Annotated in this window: 14 protein-coding genes; 7 read left to right on the top strand and 7 right to left on the bottom strand. The window is 71.3% G+C overall.

Features of this window, described 5'->3' with window-relative positions:
* Nucleotides 1-2: 2 nt before the first annotated feature.
* The 3 genes from V5F49_RS17080 to V5F49_RS17070 all read right to left on the bottom strand — a co-directional run bounded on the left by V5F49_RS17080 (nucleotide 3) and on the right by V5F49_RS17070 (nucleotide 3,322).
* Nucleotides 3-1,013 carry an Hsp33 family molecular chaperone gene (locus tag V5F49_RS17080; protein WP_394116746.1) on the bottom strand — a complete coding sequence of 337 codons (1,011 nt, stop codon included), beginning with the start codon at nucleotides 1,011-1,013 and terminating at the stop codon, nucleotides 3-5.
* A 174-nt stretch (nucleotides 1,014-1,187) separates the two neighbouring features.
* A complete protein-coding gene (gene argF, locus V5F49_RS17075) occupies nucleotides 1,188-2,117 on the bottom strand; it encodes an ornithine carbamoyltransferase (RefSeq protein ID WP_394116745.1) in 930 nt (309 codons plus the stop codon).
* Nucleotides 2,114-3,322, bottom strand: coding sequence for an aspartate aminotransferase family protein (locus V5F49_RS17070; RefSeq protein WP_394116744.1), 1,209 nt, complete (start codon nucleotides 3,320-3,322; stop codon nucleotides 2,114-2,116). The genes argF and V5F49_RS17070 overlap by 4 nt, the downstream gene beginning before the upstream one ends.
* Nucleotides 3,323-3,917: 595 nt before the next feature.
* On the opposite strand from V5F49_RS17070, the gene V5F49_RS17065 reads away from it, so the two are divergent.
* The gene (locus tag V5F49_RS17065) at nucleotides 3,918-4,445 is read left to right on the top strand and encodes a GcrA family cell cycle regulator (RefSeq protein WP_394116743.1); all 528 of its coding nucleotides are present in this window, start codon (nucleotides 3,918-3,920) and stop codon (nucleotides 4,443-4,445) included.
* A gap of 569 nt (nucleotides 4,446-5,014) precedes the next feature.
* Here V5F49_RS17065 and hisS read toward each other — a convergent pair.
* The 4 genes from hisS to ssuD all read right to left on the bottom strand — a co-directional run bounded on the left by hisS (nucleotide 5,015) and on the right by ssuD (nucleotide 10,611).
* Nucleotides 5,015-6,544 (bottom strand): histidine--tRNA ligase, encoded by a 1,530-nt coding sequence (gene hisS, locus V5F49_RS17060; protein WP_394116742.1) that lies wholly within the window; start codon nucleotides 6,542-6,544, stop codon nucleotides 5,015-5,017.
* Between the two features lie 155 nt (nucleotides 6,545-6,699).
* Nucleotides 6,700-7,383, bottom strand: coding sequence for a L,D-transpeptidase (locus V5F49_RS17055; RefSeq protein ID WP_394116902.1), 684 nt, complete (start codon nucleotides 7,381-7,383; stop codon nucleotides 6,700-6,702).
* A gap of 539 nt (nucleotides 7,384-7,922) precedes the next feature.
* On the bottom strand, nucleotides 7,923-9,386 hold the full coding sequence (locus tag V5F49_RS17050) for an FAD/NAD(P)-binding protein (protein WP_394116741.1): 1,464 nt from the start codon (nucleotides 9,384-9,386) through the stop codon (nucleotides 7,923-7,925).
* Nucleotides 9,387-9,408: 22 nt separating this feature from the next.
* A complete protein-coding gene (ssuD, locus tag V5F49_RS17045) occupies nucleotides 9,409-10,611 on the bottom strand; it encodes an FMNH2-dependent alkanesulfonate monooxygenase (protein ID WP_394116740.1) in 1,203 nt (400 codons plus the stop codon).
* A 203-nt stretch (nucleotides 10,612-10,814) separates the two neighbouring features.
* Between ssuD and V5F49_RS17040 the strand changes: the two genes are divergently transcribed.
* From V5F49_RS17040 to V5F49_RS17015, 6 genes are all read left to right on the top strand, one after another.
* Nucleotides 10,815-11,348 carry a flavin reductase family protein gene (locus tag V5F49_RS17040; RefSeq protein ID WP_394116739.1) on the top strand — a complete coding sequence of 178 codons (534 nt, stop codon included), beginning with the start codon at nucleotides 10,815-10,817 and terminating at the stop codon, nucleotides 11,346-11,348.
* 41 nt (nucleotides 11,349-11,389) lie between these two features.
* A complete protein-coding gene (locus V5F49_RS17035; protein WP_394116738.1) occupies nucleotides 11,390-12,343 on the top strand; it encodes a sulfonate ABC transporter substrate-binding protein in 954 nt (317 codons plus the stop codon).
* Between the two features lie 22 nt (nucleotides 12,344-12,365).
* Nucleotides 12,366-13,250 carry an ABC transporter permease subunit gene (locus V5F49_RS17030; RefSeq protein ID WP_394116737.1) on the top strand — a complete coding sequence of 295 codons (885 nt, stop codon included), beginning with the start codon at nucleotides 12,366-12,368 and terminating at the stop codon, nucleotides 13,248-13,250.
* On the top strand, nucleotides 13,247-14,095 hold the full coding sequence (locus V5F49_RS17025) for an ATP-binding cassette domain-containing protein (RefSeq protein ID WP_394116736.1): 849 nt from the start codon (nucleotides 13,247-13,249) through the stop codon (nucleotides 14,093-14,095). Before V5F49_RS17030 ends, V5F49_RS17025 begins: the two co-directional genes overlap by 4 nt.
* Before the next feature lie 88 nt (nucleotides 14,096-14,183).
* Nucleotides 14,184-17,849 carry a response regulator gene (locus V5F49_RS17020; RefSeq protein ID WP_394116735.1) on the top strand — a complete coding sequence of 1,222 codons (3,666 nt, stop codon included), beginning with the start codon at nucleotides 14,184-14,186 and terminating at the stop codon, nucleotides 17,847-17,849.
* A complete protein-coding gene (locus tag V5F49_RS17015) occupies nucleotides 17,846-18,727 on the top strand; it encodes a CheR family methyltransferase (protein WP_394116734.1) in 882 nt (293 codons plus the stop codon). Before V5F49_RS17020 ends, V5F49_RS17015 begins: the two co-directional genes overlap by 4 nt.
* Nucleotides 18,728-18,770: the final 43 nt, after the last annotated feature.

Raw genomic sequence — 18,770 nt, 5'->3', positions numbered from 1 at the left:
GGTCAGCTGTCGGAATGGCCGCCGAGCACTTCCTCGGCGGTGAACTTGTAGGTGCGGCCGCAGAACTCGCAGGTCACCGTGACCTTGCCGTCGTCCTGGATCATCTCCCGCCGCTCGTCGGTGTCGAAGGACGCGAGCACGCCGGAGACCTTCTCCCGCGAGCAGGAGCAGCGCGCCGCCACCGGCAGCGGCTCGAACACCCGCACCCCGCGCTCGTTGAAGAGGCGATAGAGCAGCCGCTCGGACGACAGGTCGCGGTCGATCAGCTCCACGTCCTCCAGCGAGCCGGCGAGCGCGCGGGCCTCCACCCAGGCGTCGTCCTCGTCCAGCGTGTGCGGGCGCGTGCCCTCGGGCGCATCGCCGGGATGGATGTCGGCCATGCGGGCGCGGGAGGGATCGTCCGGCAGGAACTGCGCCAGGAGGCCACCGGCGCGCCAGGTGGAGGCGCCGCCGCCGGCCTTGATCTCCTCGCCCACGGCCAGCCGCACGCGGGTGGGGATCTGCTCGGACTGGCGGAAATACTCGTGCGCCGCGCTCTCCAGGCCGGAGCCGTCGAGGGCGACCACGCCCTGGTAGCGGTTGGTGGAGATGCCCTGGTCGATGGTCATGGCGAGATGCCCGCGCCCCAGAAGGGCTGCGGGGGACGTCTCGTTGCGCCGCTCCGCCTCGGCCACCGCCTCGGCGTCGAAGCGGGCATAGGCGCGGATGCTGTCCGGGCTGACGAAATCCGCCACCACCATATCCACCGGACCGTCGGTCTGAGTCTGCAGGATGAAGCGGCCCTCGAACTTCAGCGAGGAGCCGAGCAGGACGGCGAGCGTCACCGCCTCCCCCACCACGCGCTTCACGGACGGAGGATAGTCGTGGTGGGCCAGCACGGCGTCGAGCGTGGCGCCGAGGCGCACGGTGCGCCCGCGCAGGTCCAGCGCGTCCACCTGGAACGGGGTGACGATGTCGTCCACGGCCGCCGCGGAGGCGGGGCGGCTCGCGGTGCGGGATTGCTCGCCGCTCATGGGAACTCCTTGGAACGATCGGCCGGGCGGGCCCGGCGCCAATGATGCCGGAAACGCGAAGCGCCGGCACCCGCGAAAGCAGGCGCCGGCGACCGCGATGGTTCCGGTTTCTCAGAGCCAGAGATATTCACCCGGCGGCCGGTTTCAACCCGGCCGCGCGTCAGGAGCCCCGCGTCAGCGGGCGACGGCGTCGAAGCACCAGGCGAGGATGCCCTTCTGCGCGTGCAGGCGGTTCTCGGCCTCGTCGAACACCACCGACTGCGGGCCGTCCATCACCTCGTCCGTCACCTCCTCCCCGCGATGGGCGGGCAGGCAGTGCATGAAGATGGCGTCCTTGTTGGCGCGGGCCATGAGGGCGCTGTTCACCTGATAGGGCTTCAGCAGGTTGTGGCGGCGCTCGGCCTCCTTGTCGCCCATGGACACCCAGGTGTCGGTGACGACGCAGTCCACGCCCTCCGCCGCTTCCTCGGGGTCGCGCATGAAGGTGACGTTGGCCTTGGTGCGCTTCACGAAATCCTTCAGCGCCTGGCGTGGCGAGAGCTCCTTCGGGGTCGCCACCTTCAGTGCGAAGTCGAACCGCTGGGCCGCGTGGACCCAGGAGACCAGCACGTTGTTGGCGTCGCCCGTCCAGGCCACCGAGCGCCCGGTGATGGGGCCGCGATGCTCCTCGAAGGTGAGCACGTCCGCCATTACCTGGCAGGGATGGGAGATGCGCGTGAGCCCGTTGATGACCGGCACGGTGGCGTGGTGGGCCAGCTCCATCAGGTCGTCATGGTCGAGGATGCGGATCATGATCGCATCCACGAAGCGCGACAGCACGCGGGCCGTGTCGGCGATGGTCTCGCCGCGGCCGAGCTGCATCTCCTGCCCGGTGAGCATGATGGTCTCGCCGCCCAGCTGGCGCATGGCGAGGTCGAACGAGACGCGCGTGCGGGTGGACGGCTTGTCGAACACCATGGCGAGGGTCTTGCCCGCGAGCGGCCTGTCCACCTCGCCGGCCTTGCGCCGGGCCTTCAGATCCTTGGAGACATCGATCACCCGGCGCAGCTCGTCCGCCGGGATCTCGGACAGGTCGAGAAAATGACGCACACCGTTCCCCTTCATTCCGCCGCGCCCTTCACCGGAGCAGCGGCGAGGTCGCCCTCGATGCGCCGGCAGGCGGCTTCGATCTTGTCTGCGGCGATGCCCACCTCCTCCTCGCTCACCACGAGCGGGGGCAGCAGGCGCACCACGTTGTCGCTGGCGCCGGGCGCGAGCAGCCCCTCGGCGCGCAGCGCGGCCACGAGGTCGCCGGCCGGCACGTTGGCCTTGATGCCGAGCAGCAGGCCCTGGCCGCGCACCTCGGCGATGACCGCGGGATGGCGGTCCTTGATCTCCGCGAGGCGCTGCACGAGGCGGCCGGACATGGCGTTCACGCGGTCGAGGAAGCCCTCCGCCAGCACCACGTCCAGCACGGCGTTGCCGACAGCCATGGCGAGCGGGTTGCCGCCATAGGTGGAGCCGTGGGTGCCGAGCGTCATGCCCCTGGCCGCCTCCTCGGTGGCGAGGCAGGCGCCCATGGGAAAGCCGCCGCCGATGCCCTTGGCCACCGCCATGATGTCCGGCGTGATGCCGGCCCACTCATGCGCGAACAGCTTGCCGGTGCGGCCGACGCCGGACTGCACCTCGTCGAGCACCAGAAGGAGGCCCTTTTCGTCGCACAAGGCGCGCAGGCCTTTGAGGAAGCCCGACGGCGGCACGCGCACGCCGCCCTCGCCCTGCACCGGCTCCACCAGGATGGCGCCGGTCTCGGGGGTGATGGCGGCCTTCACCGCGTCGAGGTCGCCGAACGGCACCTGGTCGAAGCCCGGCATCTCCGGGCCGAAACCTTCCAGATACTTGGCGTTGCCGCCGGCGGCGATGGTCGCCAGCGTGCGGCCGTGGAAGGCGCCCTCGAAGGTGATGATGCGGTTCTTCTCCGGATGGCCGCTGGCGTACTGGTACTTGCGGGCCATCTTGATGGCGCACTCCAGCGCCTCGGCGCCGGAATTGGTGAAGAACATGGTGTCCGCGAAGGTCACCGCCTTCATCCGGTCGGCGAGGGTCTCGCCGCCGGGGATGCGGAACAGGTTCGAGGTGTGCCAGAGCTTCTGCGCCTGGGCGTGCAGCGCCTCCACCAGATAGGGATGCGCATGGCCCAGCACGTTCACCGCGATGCCTGCGGTGAAATCGAGAAAACGTCGCCCGTCCGTCGTGACGAGCCAGCAGCCCTCACCCCGCTCGAATTCGAGGTCGATGCGCGCATAGGTCGGCAGAACGGCGGTAATCACGACATTGCTCCTTGGAAGGGTCAGATCCCCTTGAGGTGGCACGGGTTGACGAACAAGACGCGACGGTTGCCCGCCACAAACTAAAAAAGGCCGCCCAAGCGGGGGCGGCCCGACGGCAGGGATTCTAATGATCGCGCGCACGAGGTCAACTCGGCGGGCGGCCGGCGAAGCACCGCGGGCTGCGGGCGGGCCCGCGAGGAGGTTAACGGAGCCTTAAGGAGCTGGGGAAAACGGCGCGGACACCGTTGCCGACTCTGTTTTGCGGACCAGCCATATTGTAGGTTCTCCCCTGTCAGCCACGAGATGTCGTGCGCCAAAGGCGGCAAGGATCACTTCCAGGGACCTCGATAGTCGGGCCTGACCCGTGCGCGGATGCGTGCGGGAGCGCGGAAGGAGTCCGGCGGCTCGCGCCGCCCCGCAGGTGCCACGGCCCGGCTGGCCTCATGCGCCGCGCGTTCCACGGCGCCCATCCATCGCGGTCGGCGCATTCCTGCCGGCCGGTGTTTCCGGTGCCCGGCGCGGGACCCGCGGAACATTCCACGCGACGCCGGACCACCGGTGCCCGTGGCCCCCAGATGCGGCAAGGAGAAGAGCGATGAGCTGGACAGACGAGCGCGTCGAACTCTTGAAGAAACTCTGGAGCGAGGGCCTGTCCGCGAGCCAGATCGCGAGCGAGCTCGGCGAGGTCACCCGCAATGCGGTGATCGGCAAGGTCCACCGGCTCGGCCTGTCCGGGCGGACCAAGGCCGCCACCCCGGCGCCGGCCCGTCCGCGCACCGAGGTCAAGCGGCCTGACCGGCCCGAGGCCACCCGCCCGCAGCGCCCCGCCACCATCGGCAACACCGCCCTCGCCCAGGATCTGGACGAGGCGCCGGAAGAGGCCCCGGCGCCTGCTCCCGCTCCGGCGGCGCAGGACAACGTGGTGCCCATGGGCCAGCGCTGCACCATCATGAACCTCACCGAGTCCACCTGCCGGTGGCCCCTCGGCGAGCCGGGCACCGAGAACTTCCATTTCTGCGGCGGCAAGAGCAATCCGGGCATGCCCTATTGCCAGACCCACGCCCGCATCGCCTACCAGCCGGTGCAGGACCGCCGCCGCGACCGCCGCCTCGCCTATCTCTGAGGCGGGAGGCGCCGGAAGAGGCCTCCGGCGCCCACGGATCGGATGCGACGCAGATCGGACGCGACACGCACGTGCAGAGGGGCCCTGAAAGGGGCCCCTTTTGCATTGTCAGGGCGGTTTACGGGGCGGAACGAGAGACCGCAGGCTGGATCCGGCAGGTCGATGCACAGACGATCGACCGCAAGCACAGATCGATGAGGGCAGAAAGGCCTAATTGTAAAAGGTGCCGCAGCGGTCAAACACCATCGCCGCCGCGATGTCATTGTGGGAGACGAAGACGATCCACTTGTCCAGATAGCGCGTCTTCCCATTCTCGAAGACCGAGTCTCGGTTGATGGTGCAGCAGTCGGGAAATCTGGCGCGAAGCTCGGCGGCGCTGTGAACGCCAATCCGATGGAGGTGCGCCCGCCACACCTTCACATTGGCGCTCGATCCCCCGGTCCAGCAGGGCGGCCTCAGACATGGGCGCCTCACAGCCCTGGCCGCAGCCCACAAGAGCGCTGCCGCTGGCGAAGAGAAGCGTGGCCGCTGCGAGGGCCGATGCGCCGCGCACTGCCCCCGGCCTGCCCTCAGTCGTCGAGCCCCAGCGAGGGCGCGGCGCGGCGTTCCAGCACGTCGCGGATGGCGGCGATCATCTCGCTCTCCTTCACCGCGAACTGGGCCGGGCGGGCGGCGCGATATTCTGCATTGTCGGCGATGCCGGCGGCGATTTTCGCGCCTTCCACCAGATCCTTGATCTGGACCTCGCCGGCGTCCTTCTCGTTGGAACCCTGGATGATGACCGCCGGGGCGCCGCGCCGGTCGGCATATTTCATCTGCGCCTTCATGCCGGCGCCGCCGAGATACATCTCGGCGCGGATGCCGTTGGCGCGCAGGTCCGAGACCATCTTCATGTAGTCGGCGATGCGGGCCGGCTCCTTGTCCATGGCCAGCACCACCACCGGGCCCACCTCCGCCGCCGCATCCATCTTGCCGAGGAAGGCAAGCGCCGCGAGCAGGCGGGAGACGCCGATGGAGAAGCCGGTGGCCGGCACCTTCTCGCCGCGGAAGCGGGCGACGAGGCCGTCATAGCGCCCCCCACCGGCCACGGAGCCGAAGCGCACCGGGCGGCCGTCCTCGTCCTTGATCTCGAAGGTCAATTCGGCCTCGTAGACCGGGCCGGTGTAATATTCGAGGCCGCGCACCACGGACGGGTCGATCTTCACCCGGTCCTGATAGCCCGCCGCCTGAACCAGGAGGCGAATGTCGTTCAGCTCCGCCATGCCGGCGAGAAAGGCCTCGTTCGCGGCAAGCGCGGCGGCCAGCGCCACGTCGCCGGCGATCTCCACCCGCACACCATCGGCATCGGCGGTCACGCCCTCGCCGGTGAGCATGGCCAGCACCACGGCGCTCTGGCGCTCATCGAGCCCGGCGCCCTTGGTGAAATCGCCGCTCTCGTCCTTGCGGCCGGGGCCGAGCAGCAGGCGCACGCCCTCCACGCCGAACTTGTCGAACTTGTCGATGGCGCGCAGCACGGTGAGGCGGCGGCCGAAATTCTCGTCCCCGCCGAGGCCGATGGCCTCCATCACGCCGTCGAGCACCTTGCGGTTGTTGACGCGGACCACATAGGAGCCGCGCGGCACGCCCACCGCCTCCAGCGTGTCGGCGGCCATCATGCAGATCTCGGCATCGGCCGACACCGAGGGGGCGCCCACCGTGTCGGCATCGAACTGCATGAACTGGCGGAAGCGGCCGGGGCCGGGCTTCTCGTTGCGGAACACGTAGCCCGCCCGGTAGGAGCGATAGGGCTTGGGCAGCTGCTCGAAATGCTCGGCCACATAGCGCGCCAGCGGCGCGGTCAGGTCATAGCGGAGCGACAGCCACTGCTCGTCGTCGTCCTGGAAGGAGAAGACGCCTTCGTTCGGCCGGTCCTGGTCGGGCAAGAACTTGCCGAGCGCGTCAGTGTACTCGATGGCCGGGGTTTCCAGCGCCTCGAAGCCGTACAGCTCATAGACGGCGCGGATCTTCTCCAGCATGGCGCGGGTGGCGGAGAGCTCCGCGCCGGTGCGGTCCACGAAGCCGCGGGGCAGCCGGGCCTTGGGCTTGAAGTCTTTCGCCATGGGTCAAACGAGCCGTTTTCGAGAAGTCCGGAAAGTCGGCGCGTCTTAGAGGACGGGGGCGGGAACGGCAAGGTTCCCGCCGGACGCGCGGCATTGCGCGCAGGGCATGCCGGGGCGAAGGCAGCAGGACGGGCCCGGCCCTCGGCAGCCCCTCGTCAGCCCTTCACGTAGACGCGGGTGCCGAGCGGCACGCGGTCGTAGAGGTCGATGATGTCCTGGTTCAGCAGGCGGATGCAGCCGGAGGACACCTGCTGGCCGATGCTCCACGGCTCGATGGTGCCGTGGATGCGGAACATGGTGTCCCGGTCGCCGTCATAGAGATAGAGCGCGCGGGGGCCGAGCGGATTGGTCTCGCCGCCCGGCAGGCCGGCGGCATAAGGGCCGTACCGCGCGGGCTGGAGCCGCACCATGTTGGCGGTGGGGGTCCAGTGCGGCCACTTCTCCTTGCGCTTGATGGTGGCCCAGCCGCGGAAGGAATAGCCCTGCTTGCCCACGCCCACGCCGTAGCGGATGGCACGGCCGTCCTTCTGGATCAGGTAGAGGAAGCGCTCGTTGATATCGACCACGATGACGCCGGGCCCGTAGCCCGCCGGCGCCGCCACCTCCTGCCGCAGCCAACGGGGATCCACCTCGGAGAGGTCCACCGCGTCCACGGGGAAGGGCTCGCCGTCCACCGCGCCATACATCAGGGAGGCGCGGCTGAGCGGGGCCGGCGGCGCATTGGTGACGCATGCGGCGAGCGCCAGCGGAGCGCCGAGGACGAACAGGCGACGGGCGATGAGGGGGGCTTCGGTCTGCGTCGCGCGCCGCGCGGCGGTCTTGAACACGTTCGGGAACATCGGGGCCATGGTCCGTCCACTCGAAACGATACGATTGCCGACGCGCATCAACGCCCGGCGCCGGCGGAAGTTTCGCCGACACTCATGCGCATTGGACCGGGATAAGGTGGCGTTAAGGTTAACGCGGCCGTGCCGGGCGGGCCGGCAAGGCACTACCCAGCCCTCTACCATCAATGCTGCAGTGCAGGGTGGCCGATGCGCCACACCCGATGGCAGATCGACATCGCGAAATCGTGAGCGAGCGCCATTCCGGGCTGTTGAAGCCAGCGCAGGCACGGCAGTCCGGGCGCGTGCAGCCGCCGACCGCGCGCGTCTTCGGGCGGCCGCGACATGGGAGCGCAGCCCGCCATCGGCTCCTCCGGCGATCAGGCGGCAACGCCACGCCCGCCACCCGAGCCGCACGCTCTCGTCCCGGCTGGCATGATCGACGCCCGGGCACGCCGCGGCCTGAAGCCGGGCCGCGCGCACCCGCCGCGAGCCGGCCTAGGCAATCGGACGGGCGGCAGGCGCGGCCCCGGCCGCCCGGCCTCACGCTCCGGTCAGATCCCCCCGCCGAGATCGACGAAATCGGCCAGCAGGCGGTCCTGCTCCCGCTCCCTGTGGCCGGGGCGCGGCGGACGGGTCAGTTCCTGCGCGAGGCGGTGGACCTGCGCGGAGATTTCCGGCACCGCCGTCACCTCCCAATAGGCCGGCCGGGTCAGCGGACCGAGCGCGAACAGCCAGTCGGAGGGGTGGCCATAGCGGTCGAGCACCGCGCAGCCGCGTGTCTCGATGCCGAGGCCGAGCGCATCGGGGAGAATGCGCCCCGCCTCCCGCAGCTCGCCGAACGGCGCCGCGGAGAGGCCGGCAAAATCCGAGCGCGGACCGGTGCAGTTCACCACCCGCGCCGCCTCCAGTCCCAGCGCCCGGCCACTGCCGCGCCGGCGGATGGCGACGGCGATGCCGCCGGGGCTGCGATCGAGCCCGCTGATGCGTCCCGCCACCACCTGCAGCTGGCCGGACGCGCGCAGCGTCTCCAGCCGGGCGGCGATGCGCGGCGCCATGCGGTGGCGGTGAATGTCCCACAGGGTGCGGCCATGGCGCAGGAAGCGGGCGCGCGCCTCCTGCGGCCAGCCGGCCCACACCCCCGCCAGCGCCGGGCGGGCCGCATCCATCACCCGCTGCCACGGGATGCCGTGTGCGGCGGCGCGCTCGGCCTCGGCCCGCAGCCGCCGCAGGGCGCGGACGGGATCGCTCGCCTCGCGCGGATCGAGGAACGGCTCCACTGCCCTGCCCTGCCCGACACGGGCGTGGACATGCGGCAGCAGGCCGTGGCGCGAGACGCTCCAGATCGGACCGGTGTGTCCGCGCTCCGCCAGCAGCAGCGCCACGTCCACCATGGTGAGGCCCGAGCCGATGAGCAGAACCGGCGCCGTCGCCGGCAGGTCGCCCAGCCAGTCGCGGCTCCAGGGGTCGGGCACGAACAGGGGTGAATCATAGACCCCGCCGTCGCGGCAGCGGGGTGGACGGGGCGCCAGATTGCCGGTGGCGAGCACCACATGGCTGCCCTCGATGCGCCGGCCGTCGGCGAGGGTCACCCCAGGCACCGGGCGGTCGGAGACGCGGGCCACCTCGCCGCGCACGCGGGTGAGGCGGCCGCGCGGCGCCGCCAGCGCCTCCTCCAGCCGCTCGGCCAGATAGGCGCCGAACAGGGCGCGCGGCACGAACGCCTGCGCGAGGTCCCCGCCCGCCTCGGCGAGGGCGTCGGAGAGGTCGGCGCCGGATGCCACCAGCCAGGCGGCGAAGGAGGGGGAAAGGCCCACCTCCATGCGCGCCACCGGCACGTTGAGCAGGTGCCCGCCCTCCCCGCCGGCATAGGCGAGGCCGGGGCCGGCGACGCGGGCCCGCTCCACCAGCACCACATCCACCTCGGACGAGGCGGAGGCGACCAGCGCGAACAGCGTGCCGGAAAAGCCGCCGCCCACGACGACGATGGACTTGCGCGGACCCCACATGTTCAACATGCCGTCCTCCTGCCCGGCGCCATCAGGATGCCGAGGCCCGGCGCTCCTGCGGCGCGATGGCATTGCCGATCATCTCCCCGAACGGACCGCGATGGTTGGTCACGACCGCGGGAGCGGCGGTGCCCTTGGCCAGCGGCAGCAGCGGCAGCACGCTCTCGCCGAAGCGGTAGGCCTCCTCCAGGTGGGGGTAGCCGGAGAGGACGAAGGTGTCGATGCCGATGTCCATGTATTCCCTGAGGCGCGCCGCCACGGTCTGCGGATCGCCCACCAGCGCCGTGCCGGCCCCGCCGCGCACCAGCCCGACGCCGGCCCACAGATTCGGGCTCACCTCCAGCTTGTCGCGCTGGCCGCCGTGCAGGGCGCTCATGCGGCGCTGGCCTTCCGAATCCATGCGCGCGAACACCTTCTGCGCCTCGGCGATGGTGGTGTCGTCGATGTGGGAGATCAGCTCGTCCGCCGCCGCCCACGCCTGGGCGGTGGTGTCGCGCACGATCACATGCAGGCGGATGCCGAAGGTGAGGGTGCGGCCGGCAGCGGCGGCGCGGGCCTTGAGGTCGCGGATCTTCTCGGCCACCTGCGCCGGGGGCTCGCCCCAGGTGAGATACTTCTGCACCTGCCGGGCGGCCACGTCGTGCGCGGGCGCGGAGGAGCCGCCGAAGAACAGCGGCGGATGGGGCTGCTGCACCGGCGGATAGAGCAGCTGGCCGCCCTCCACGCTCAGGTGCTTGCCGGAGACGGTGACCTCCTCGCCCTTGAGCAGGCGGGTGTAGATGTCCAGGAACTCGCGGGTGATCTCGTAGCGCTCGGCATGGTCGGCGAAGAAGCCGTCGCCGCGATTCTCCACCGGGTCGCCGCCGGTCACCACATTGACGAGGGCACGGCCGTTGGAGATCCGGTCCAGCGTCGCGGTCATGCGCGCGGCGACGCCCGGCGAGAGCAGGCCCGGCCGCACCGCCACCAGAAAGCGCAGGCGCTCGGTAAAGCCGGCGAGGGACGAGGCGACGATCCACGAATCCTCGCACGAGCGCCCGGTGGGGATGAGCACGCCGTAATAGCCCAGCTGGTCCGCCGCCTGCGCGATCTGGCGCAGATAGCCGAAGCTCACCTCCCGCGCGCCGTGGGAGGTGCCGAGATAGCGGCCGTCGCCGTGGGTCGGCAGGAACCACAGGACGTTGGCCTCGCGGGCGGGCTCAAGGGCGGCTTCGGCAGCGGTGGCGCTGGACATGCAGGCAACTCCCGATGGATGGGCGCGACTTCCGGAATCATCCGAAGGCCGCGCCGGTTTTTAGTCGATAAATTTTATGGAGTTTATTGACTATCTCGCCGCGCGCTGTCTATCGTTTTCTCGACCCCACCGCCTCCGGGAATGTCCGGAGGCCGTGCCCAGCACATCCGGCACCGCGCAGCGGGCCGGCAGAAAGGTGTCCGATGAACGCCCACGCTTCCGTCGCCTCCCCCGCGACCGTGCCCGAGCTGCCCTCGGCGGCGCTCGCCTTCCGGGCCGCCATGCGCAAGCTGGCCGGGGCGGTGAGCATCCTCACCGTCGGCTCGGGCGAGGGGCGCACCGGGCTCACCGCCACCTCCGTCTCCTCCCTCTCGGTGGACCCGCCGACGCTGCTCATCTGCGTCAACCGCACCGCCTCCTCGCTGGATCCGGTGCTGCGCGAGCGCGCCTTCGCCATCAACGTGCTGCGCCCGCACCACCAGCCCATCGCCGACCAGTTCGCCGGCAAGGGCGGGCTGAAGGGCCCCGAGCGCTATGCCGGCGCCGACTGGACGCGGCTGGAGACCGGCGCGCCGGTTCTGGCCGATGCGCTCGCCGCCTTCGACTGCGAGCTGGAGGACGCCATCGAGCGGCACTCCCACGTCATCGTCATCGGCCGGGTGGTGGCCTCGCGCATCACCGAGAGCGCCGAGCCGCTCCTCTACTGGTCCGGCACCTACCGCAACCTCGATCTCTGAGCGCGCCGCCGCGCCCCGCCATTCCGAGAAGGATCAAGCCCATGACCACCGGCCTCTCCCGCCGCGCCTTCACGCTCCTCGCCGCCACGCTCGCCGGCGGTCTCGCCGCGGCGCCCGCGCTGGCGCAGGAGAAGGTGGTGCGCATCGGCTACCAGAAGTACGGCACCCTCATCCTGCTGAAGAACAAGGGGCTGCTTGAGGCCAGGCTGAAGCCGCTCGGCTACACCGTGAAATGGGCCGAGTTCCCGGCCGGCCCGCAACTGCTGGAGGCGCTCAACGCCGGCGCGGTGGACTTCGGCAACACCGGCGAGGCCCCGCCGATCTTCGCCCAGGCCGCCGGCGCGCCGCTGGTCTATGTGGGCTACGAGCCGGCCGCGCCGCAGGGCGAGGCCATCCTGGTGCCCAAGGACAGCCCGCTCAAGACGGTGGCGGACCTGAAGGGCAAGACGGTCGCCCTCAACAAGGGCTCGAACGTCCATTACCTGCTGGTGAAGGCGCTGGAGAAGGCCGGCGTCGCCTATTCCGACATCAAGCCCGCCTTCCTCACCCCGGCCGACGCCCGCGCCGCCTTCGAGCGCGGCTCGGTGGACGCCTGGGCCATCTGGGACCCCTTCCAGGCGGCGGCGGAGAAGACCATCGAGGCCCGCCAGCTCACCGACGGCACCGGCATCGTCTCCAACTACCAGTTCTACCTCGCCTCCCGCCCGTTCGTGGAGCAGGCGCCGCAGGTGGTGGACGCGGTGCTGGCGGGCGTCGCCGAGATCGGCGCGTGGGTGAAGGCCAACCCGGCCGCCGCAGCCGCCGAGTTCTCGCCGCTCATCGGCATTCCCGCGCCGATCCTGGAAGTGGCCCTCGCCCGCCAGCAGTATGACGTGAAGCCCATCACCCCCGAGGTGGCGGCGGCGCAGCAGAGGGTGGCGGACACCTTCCACGCGCTGGGCCTCATCCCCAGGCAGATCCGCATCTCCGACGCGCTGCGCGCGCCGAAGTCCTGACCCATCTGCAGGGAGGCGCGCCATGAGCCCCGGCGGTCACACCGAAGCCCTCGCCCTGCCGGCGGACGCGGACACCTTCGCGGGTGCCGCCACCCCTCCGGCGGCGAGCCGGACCGTGGCGGCGCGCCTCGCGCCGCTGGGCCACGCGCTGCTGCCGTGGGTGCTGCCCCTCGGCGTGCTCGCCCTGTGGCAGGCGGCGGCCAGCCTCGGCCTGCTCTCGTCCCGCGTCCTGCCGGCGCCGAGCGACGTGGCGCTGGCCTTCTGGCGCACGCTGAAGGACGGCTCGCTCGCCACCAACATCTCCGTCTCCACCGGTCGCGCGCTCACCGGCCTCGCCATTGGCGGCGGCATCGGCTTCGCCCTCGGCGTGCTCAACGGGGTGTGGAAGCCGGCGGAGACGGCCTTCGATTCCACCCTCCAGATGCTGCGCAACGTGCCGCATCTCGCCATCATCCCGCTGGTGATCCTGTGGTTCGGCATCGGCGAGGAGGCAAAGATCTTCCTGGTGGCGGTGGGCGTCGCCTTCCCCATCTATCTCAACACCTTCCACGGCATCCGCACGGTGGACCGCGGGCTGGTCGAGATGGCGCGGGTCTATGGCCTGTCCCCGGCCGCCCTGTTCACGCGCATCGTGCTGCCGGGGGCGCTGCCCTCGGTGCTGGTGGGCCTGCGCTATGCGCTCGGCATCATGTGGCTGACGCTGATCGTGGCCGAGACCATCTCCTCCACCGAGGGCATCGGCTACATGACCATGAACGCCCGCGAGTTCCTGCAGACCGACGTGGTGGTGCTGGGCGTGCTCGCCTATGCGCTGCTCGGCAAGCTGGCCGACAGCCTCACCCGCGCCATCGAGCACCGGACCCTCGCCTGGCACCCGGCCTACCAGACCGGAAAGGGCGCGGCATGAGCGAGATCTTCACCGTGCCCGACGCCGGGGCGCCGCGCCGCCGCGCCGTCGATATCCGCACCACCTTCGCGGTCCGCCCCTCCCCCCGCGCGCCGGGGCAGGCGGGCGAGATTCGCCTCGACGCGCCCGCAGCCGCAGCGTGGGGCGGTGCCGGCATCCGCCTCGCGGGCGTGGTGAAGGCGTTCGGCGAGCGGCCAGTGCTGCGCCGGCTCGACCTCGACATCCCGGCCGGGCAGTTCGTGGCGGTGGTGGGTCGCTCCGGCGGCGGCAAGACCACCCTGATGCGCCTCATCGCCGGCCTCGATGCCGCCACCGCCGGCACCGTGCGGGTGGGCGAGACGCCCGTCGCCGGCCTGATGCCGCAGGTGCGCCTCCTTTTCCAGGACGCCCGGCTCGTGCCGTGGCAGCGGGTGCTGGGCAATGTGGGCATCGCCCGCGGCCCGGCGTGGCGCGAGCGCGCCCATGCGGCGCTGGCCGATGTGGGCCTCGCCGACCGGGGCCGGGAATGGCCGTTCGTGCTCTCGGGCGGGCAGAAGCAGCGGGTGGCGCTCGCCCGCGCGCTGGTGTCGCGGCCCGGCGTGCTGCTGCTGGACGAGCCGTTCGGCGCCCTCGACGCCCTGACGCGGAGCGAGATGCACCGCCTCACCGAGCGCATCTGGCAGGAGCACGGCTTCACCACCGTCCTCATCACCCACGACGTGTCGGAGGCGGTGACCCTCGCCGACCGGGTGCTGGTGCTGCGGCAGGGGGAGATCGCACTCGACGTGCCGGTCGACCTGCCGCGCGGGGAACGCACAGGTGCCGCGGCGGCCGAGCTCGCGGCGCGCATTCTCGCGGCGGTCTGAACGACACGCGGCGAATTCCTCTTCAGCACTTCTTCACGGGACCCTATGCATTCTGCCGCCGCACCCGGCGCCGGAGGAAGAGGGCCCCATGTCGAACGAGCGTCCGTCGAACGAGCGTCCGTCGAACGCGCCCCGGTCGACCGTCACTCCGCGGAGCACGACCTGGCGGTCCTGGCTGGCCGACCTTCCCCTGCGGTGGAAGGCCGGCGGCATCGTGGCCATCCTGGTCGGCATGTTCCTGCTTCAGCTCGCCGCCAATGCCGTGGTGCGCGAGATCGCCACCAACAACCTGCGCCGCGCCTATGAGGTGAAGCATCTTTCCGGCCTCGGCGCGGAGGCGGCGCGCGAGGTCGGGCGGCGCCAGGCCGAGGCCATGCGCCTTGCCGTCTCGGACCCCCGCAACCTGCCCGCCCGCCTGCCGGCCGCGAACGCGGCCGTGGCCGAAAGCCTGTCCGAGCTGAAGGACGCGGTGGCCGGCGAGCCGGCCCTGTCGCCCCTCGCCGAGCGGGCGGACCGCATCGCCGGCCGCTGGGCCGAGGTGGTGGGCGGCCCGCTGGCTGCGGCCGCGGCGAGCGACGACCCGGCGGTGCGCGCCGGCGCCGTGCGCACCTTCCTGGAGCTGGAGGACAGCGAGCAGGGCGCGCGCGGCATCATCGGCGCCCTCGACGAGCTCTCGGCGGCGGCCGAAGCCCAGATCACCGGCGCCCAGGCGCAGCTGCGGCGCAGCGAGGAGGTGCTGCTCCTCATCGACGCGCTGGCGCTGGTCGCCACCCTCGCCGCCGGCATCGGCGGGCTGATGGTGGGCTCGCGGCTGGTGTCGCGCCCCCTCACCACCCTTGCCGAGCGCATGGAGCGGCTGGCGGCGCAGGATCATTCGGTCGAGGTTCCCTACACCCGCAGGCGCGACGAGGTGGGCACCATCGCCCGCGCCCTGGCGGTGTTCAAGCACATGGCCATCGAGACCCGCGACAACGACTGGGTGAAGGGCAGCGCCAACGCCATCGCCGCGCGTCTCCAGGCGGCCGACGACCTGCCCGTCTTCGCCGATGCGCTGCTGGTGGAGCTGGCCCCCCGGCTGGAAGCGGCGGTGGGCGTCTTCTACGGCTTCGACGAGGCGGCCGGCACGCTCTCCCTCATGGGCAGCTACGCCTTCTCGGAGCGGCGCCACCTCTCCACCACCTGGCGCCTGGGCGAAGGCCTTGCCGGCCAGTGCGCGCTGGAGCGCAAGCCCATCACCCTTTCGCCGGTTCCCGACGACCACATCCGCATCCGCTCCGGCACCGGCGAATCGGCGCCGCGCGCCGTTGCCGCCGTGCCGCTGGTGCTGAAGGGGCGCCTGATGGGCGTCATCGAGCTCGGCTGCCTCTCGGTGCCGGACGGGCGCCGCGCCCGGCTGCTGACGGAGATCCTGCCCCTGGCGGCGCTGGCGTTCGACAATCTTGCCCGGGCCATCGAGACCCGCGCCCTGCTGGAGGCGAGCCAGCGGCAGGCCGGGGAGCTGCGCGTCGCCGAGGAGGAGCTTCGCACCCAGCAGGAGGAGCTGCGCGCCACCAACGAGCAGTTGCACGAGCGCTCGCAGCGCCTCGCCGCCTCCGAGGAGGAGCTGCGGGTGCAGGCCGAGGAGCTCGCCGCATCGAACGACGTGCTGCGCCGCTCGTCCGAGGAGATGAAGGCGCAGAAGGAGCTGCTGGAGGCGCTGAACCACCAGATGGAGGCCCGCGCCGAGGAGCTGGTGCGCGCCAACCAGTACAAGTCCCAGTTCCTCGCCAACATGTCCCACGAGCTGCGCACGCCGCTCAACAGCCTGCTCATCCTGTCCCAGGACCTCGCGGAGAACCGCACCGGCAACCTCGACGCCGACCAGGTGGAGGCGGCGAGCATCATCCACGCCTCCGGCTCCAACCTGCTGCGCCTCATCAACGACATCCTCGACCTGTCCAAGGTGGAGGCGGGCAAGATGGAGGTGGTGCGCGAGCCGGTGAACATCACCGCCTTCGCCCACCGCATCGAGCGCAACTTCCGGCGGCTGGCGCAGGAACGGCGGCTGCGCCTCTCGGTGAACGCCTCGGAGGCGCCGGAGATCGTCCACACCGACCCCGGCAAGCTGGAGCAGATCCTCACCAACCTCGTGGGGAACGCTCTGAAGTTCACGCTTCAGGGCCGGGTCTCGGTGGATTTCGCCACCCTCGACGACGGCAGGACGCTGAAGGTGGCCGTGACCGACAGCGGCATCGGCATCCCGGCCGAGAAGCTCGACACCATCTTCGAGGCGTTCGAGCAGGTGGACGCCAGCACCCGCCGCCAGTTCGGCGGCACCGGCCTCGGCCTTGCCATCACCCAGCGGCTGGCGCGGCTGCTGGGCGGCTCGGTGGCGGTGGAAAGCAAGCCGGGCCAGGGCTCCACCTTCACCCTGCTGCTGCCGGTGGGCGAGGCCCCGCCGGAGGCGGCCGAGGCCGACCATCCGCCGGCGGAGACCGCGTCCCCGGGACCGCGGCCGGCCACTCCCGCCCCCTCGGCTCCGGAGCGCGCGGCCGCCGGCCTCGGACCCGCGGTCACCTCCGCGGCGCCGATTGTGGCCGACGACCGGGATACGCTGATCCCGGGCGGCACGGTGATCCTGGTGGTGGAGGACGACCCGGTGTTCGCCCGCACCCTGGTCGGGCTGGTGCGGCGCAAGGGCCATCAGGCGCTGGCGGCCGGCGACGGCGAGAGCGGCCTCGCCCTCGCCCGGCGCTATCGCCCCACCGGCATCCTGCTGGACGTGATGCTGCCGGGCATGGACGGCTGGACCGTCATCCAGCGCCTGAAGGCCAGCCCGGAGACGCGGCACATCCCGGTCCATTTCGTCTCCGCCCTCGACGAGGGCCAGCGCGGCCGCGACCTCGGGGCGGTGGGCTTCCTGACCAAGCCGGTGAGCGCGGACCAGCTGTCCGAGGCGCTGGGCCTGCTCACCCATTTCGCCGCCGACCGGCCGCGCCGCGTGCTGGTGGTGGACGACGACCCGGCGGCGCGCCACGCGGTGCGCACCCTGCTCGCCCGCGAGGCCGCCGAGATCGTCGAGGCCGGCACCGGCGAGGAGGCGCTCGACCTCGTGGCCCGCACAGACATCGACTGCATGGTGCTGGACCTCGGCCTGCCCGGCATGTCCGGCTTCGATCTCATCGAGCGGCTGGCGGCCGGCAACCATCACGTGCCGGTCGTGGTCTATTCCGGCCACGACCTCACCACCGAGGAGCGGCTGAAGCTGCGGGCCTTCACCGACAGCATCGTGGTGAAGGGCGCGCTCTCGCCGGAGCGGCTGCTGGACGAGGTGACGCTGTTCCTGCACTCCGTGCGCCACGAGCCGAAGGCGCTCGCCGACCATCCCGACGGCGACCTCGAAGGGCGCAAGCTGCTGCTCGTGGACGACGACATGCGCAACATCTACGCCCTCGCCAAGGTGCTCCGGGCGCGCGGCATCCACGTGGTGCTGGCGCAGGACGGCGCCAAGGCGCTGGCCCAGCTGGACGAGCAGCCGGACATCGAGATCGTCCTCATGGACGTCATGATGCCGGTGATGGACGGCTACGAGGCCATGACGCAGATCCGCGCCCAGCCGCGCTTCTCCCGCCTGCCGGTGATCGCCCTTACCGCCAAGGCCATGAAGGACGACCGGGAGAAGTGCATCGCCGCCGGCGCCAGCGACTATCTGGCCAAGCCGGTGGACGTGCCCAAGCTGCTCTCCATGCTGCGCACCTGGCTGCCGGGGAGATGAGCGCCGACGACGACACCCCGCCCGCCGGCCCCGATGCCGCCCGCGCCGCGCTGGCGCTGGAGGACATCGAGGTGGACCTGTTCGTGGAGGCGCTGCACCGCCGCCACGGCTACGACTTCCGCGACTATGGCCGCGCCTCCCTTACCCGCCGCATCCGCAATCTCGCCTCGGCGCTGGGGGCGCCCACCATCACCGATCTGACGGCGCTGGTGCTGCACCGGCCCGAGCGGCTGGCGCAGGTCATCGCCGGCCTTTCCGTGCCGGTCTCCGAATTCTTCCGCGACCCCGGCGTGTTCCTGGCGCTGAAGGAAAAGGTGTTCCCGCTCCTCGCCTCCTATCCGGAGGTGAATGTCTGGCAGGCGGGCTGCGCCCATGGCGAGGAGGTCTATTCGCTCGCCATCCTGCTCACCGAGGCGGGGCTGTATGATCGCGCCCGCATCTATGCCACCGACATCTCGCGCCAGGCGCTGGACCGGGCGCGCGAGGGCATCTTTCCCATCGGCGAGGCGCGGGAGGCGGCGCGGCGCTACCGGGCGGCAGGCGGCGAGCGCTCGTTCTCCGACTATTACCACGCCCGCTACGACCTGCTGCGCATGGACCAGAAGCTGGTCTCCCGCGTCACCTTCGCCGAGCACAATCTGGTGACGGACGGCGTGTTCTGCGAGGCGCACCTCGTGCTGTGCCGCAACGTGCTGATCTATTTCACCACCCCGCTGCAGGACCGCGTGCTGGCGCGCTTCGCCCAGAGCCTCGTGCGCGGCGGCTTCCTGTGCATCGGCACCCGGGAGAACCTCGAGTTTTCCGCCACCCGCGAGCGCTTCCAGGTGGTGGACGGGGCGGCCCAGATCTACCGGCTGAGGTCCAGCGCGCAGCCGTGAAAAATATGCCGCAGCGGCAGCCGTGCCATGACGGCGCCGTCTT

The organism is Xanthobacter lutulentifluminis (assembly GCF_043194675.2).
In the GTDB taxonomy this organism is placed as follows: Bacteria; Pseudomonadota; Alphaproteobacteria; order Rhizobiales; family Xanthobacteraceae; genus Xanthobacter.
The sequence above is the reverse complement of the archived record's forward strand: the minus strand, read 5'-3'. Positions and strand labels throughout refer to the sequence as shown.

Excerpts from the sequence above, each read along its gene's own strand:
- V5F49_RS17080 (WP_394116746.1), bottom strand. The coding sequence starts at position 1,013 with ATGAGCGGCGAGCAATCCCGCACCGCGAGCCGCCCCGCCTCCGCGGCG.
- argF (WP_394116745.1), bottom strand. The coding sequence starts at position 2,117 with ATGAAGGGGAACGGTGTGCGTCATTTTCTCGACCTGTCCGAGATCCCG.
- V5F49_RS17065 (WP_394116743.1), top strand. The coding sequence starts at position 3,918 with ATGAGCTGGACAGACGAGCGCGTCGAACTCTTGAAGAAACTCTGGAGC.
- hisS (WP_394116742.1), bottom strand. The coding sequence starts at position 6,544 with ATGGCGAAAGACTTCAAGCCCAAGGCCCGGCTGCCCCGCGGCTTCGTG.
- V5F49_RS17055 (WP_394116902.1), bottom strand. The coding sequence starts at position 7,383 with ATGTTCCCGAACGTGTTCAAGACCGCCGCGCGGCGCGCGACGCAGACC.
- V5F49_RS17050 (WP_394116741.1), bottom strand. The coding sequence starts at position 9,386 with ATGTTGAACATGTGGGGTCCGCGCAAGTCCATCGTCGTCGTGGGCGGC.
- ssuD (WP_394116740.1), bottom strand. The coding sequence starts at position 10,611 with ATGTCCAGCGCCACCGCTGCCGAAGCCGCCCTTGAGCCCGCCCGCGAG.
- V5F49_RS17040 (WP_394116739.1), top strand. The coding sequence starts at position 10,815 with ATGAACGCCCACGCTTCCGTCGCCTCCCCCGCGACCGTGCCCGAGCTG.
- V5F49_RS17035 (WP_394116738.1), top strand. The coding sequence starts at position 11,390 with ATGACCACCGGCCTCTCCCGCCGCGCCTTCACGCTCCTCGCCGCCACG.
- V5F49_RS17030 (WP_394116737.1), top strand. The coding sequence starts at position 12,366 with ATGAGCCCCGGCGGTCACACCGAAGCCCTCGCCCTGCCGGCGGACGCG.
- V5F49_RS17025 (WP_394116736.1), top strand. The coding sequence starts at position 13,247 with ATGAGCGAGATCTTCACCGTGCCCGACGCCGGGGCGCCGCGCCGCCGC.
- V5F49_RS17020 (WP_394116735.1), top strand. The coding sequence starts at position 14,184 with ATGTCGAACGAGCGTCCGTCGAACGAGCGTCCGTCGAACGCGCCCCGG.
- V5F49_RS17015 (WP_394116734.1), top strand. The coding sequence starts at position 17,846 with ATGAGCGCCGACGACGACACCCCGCCCGCCGGCCCCGATGCCGCCCGC.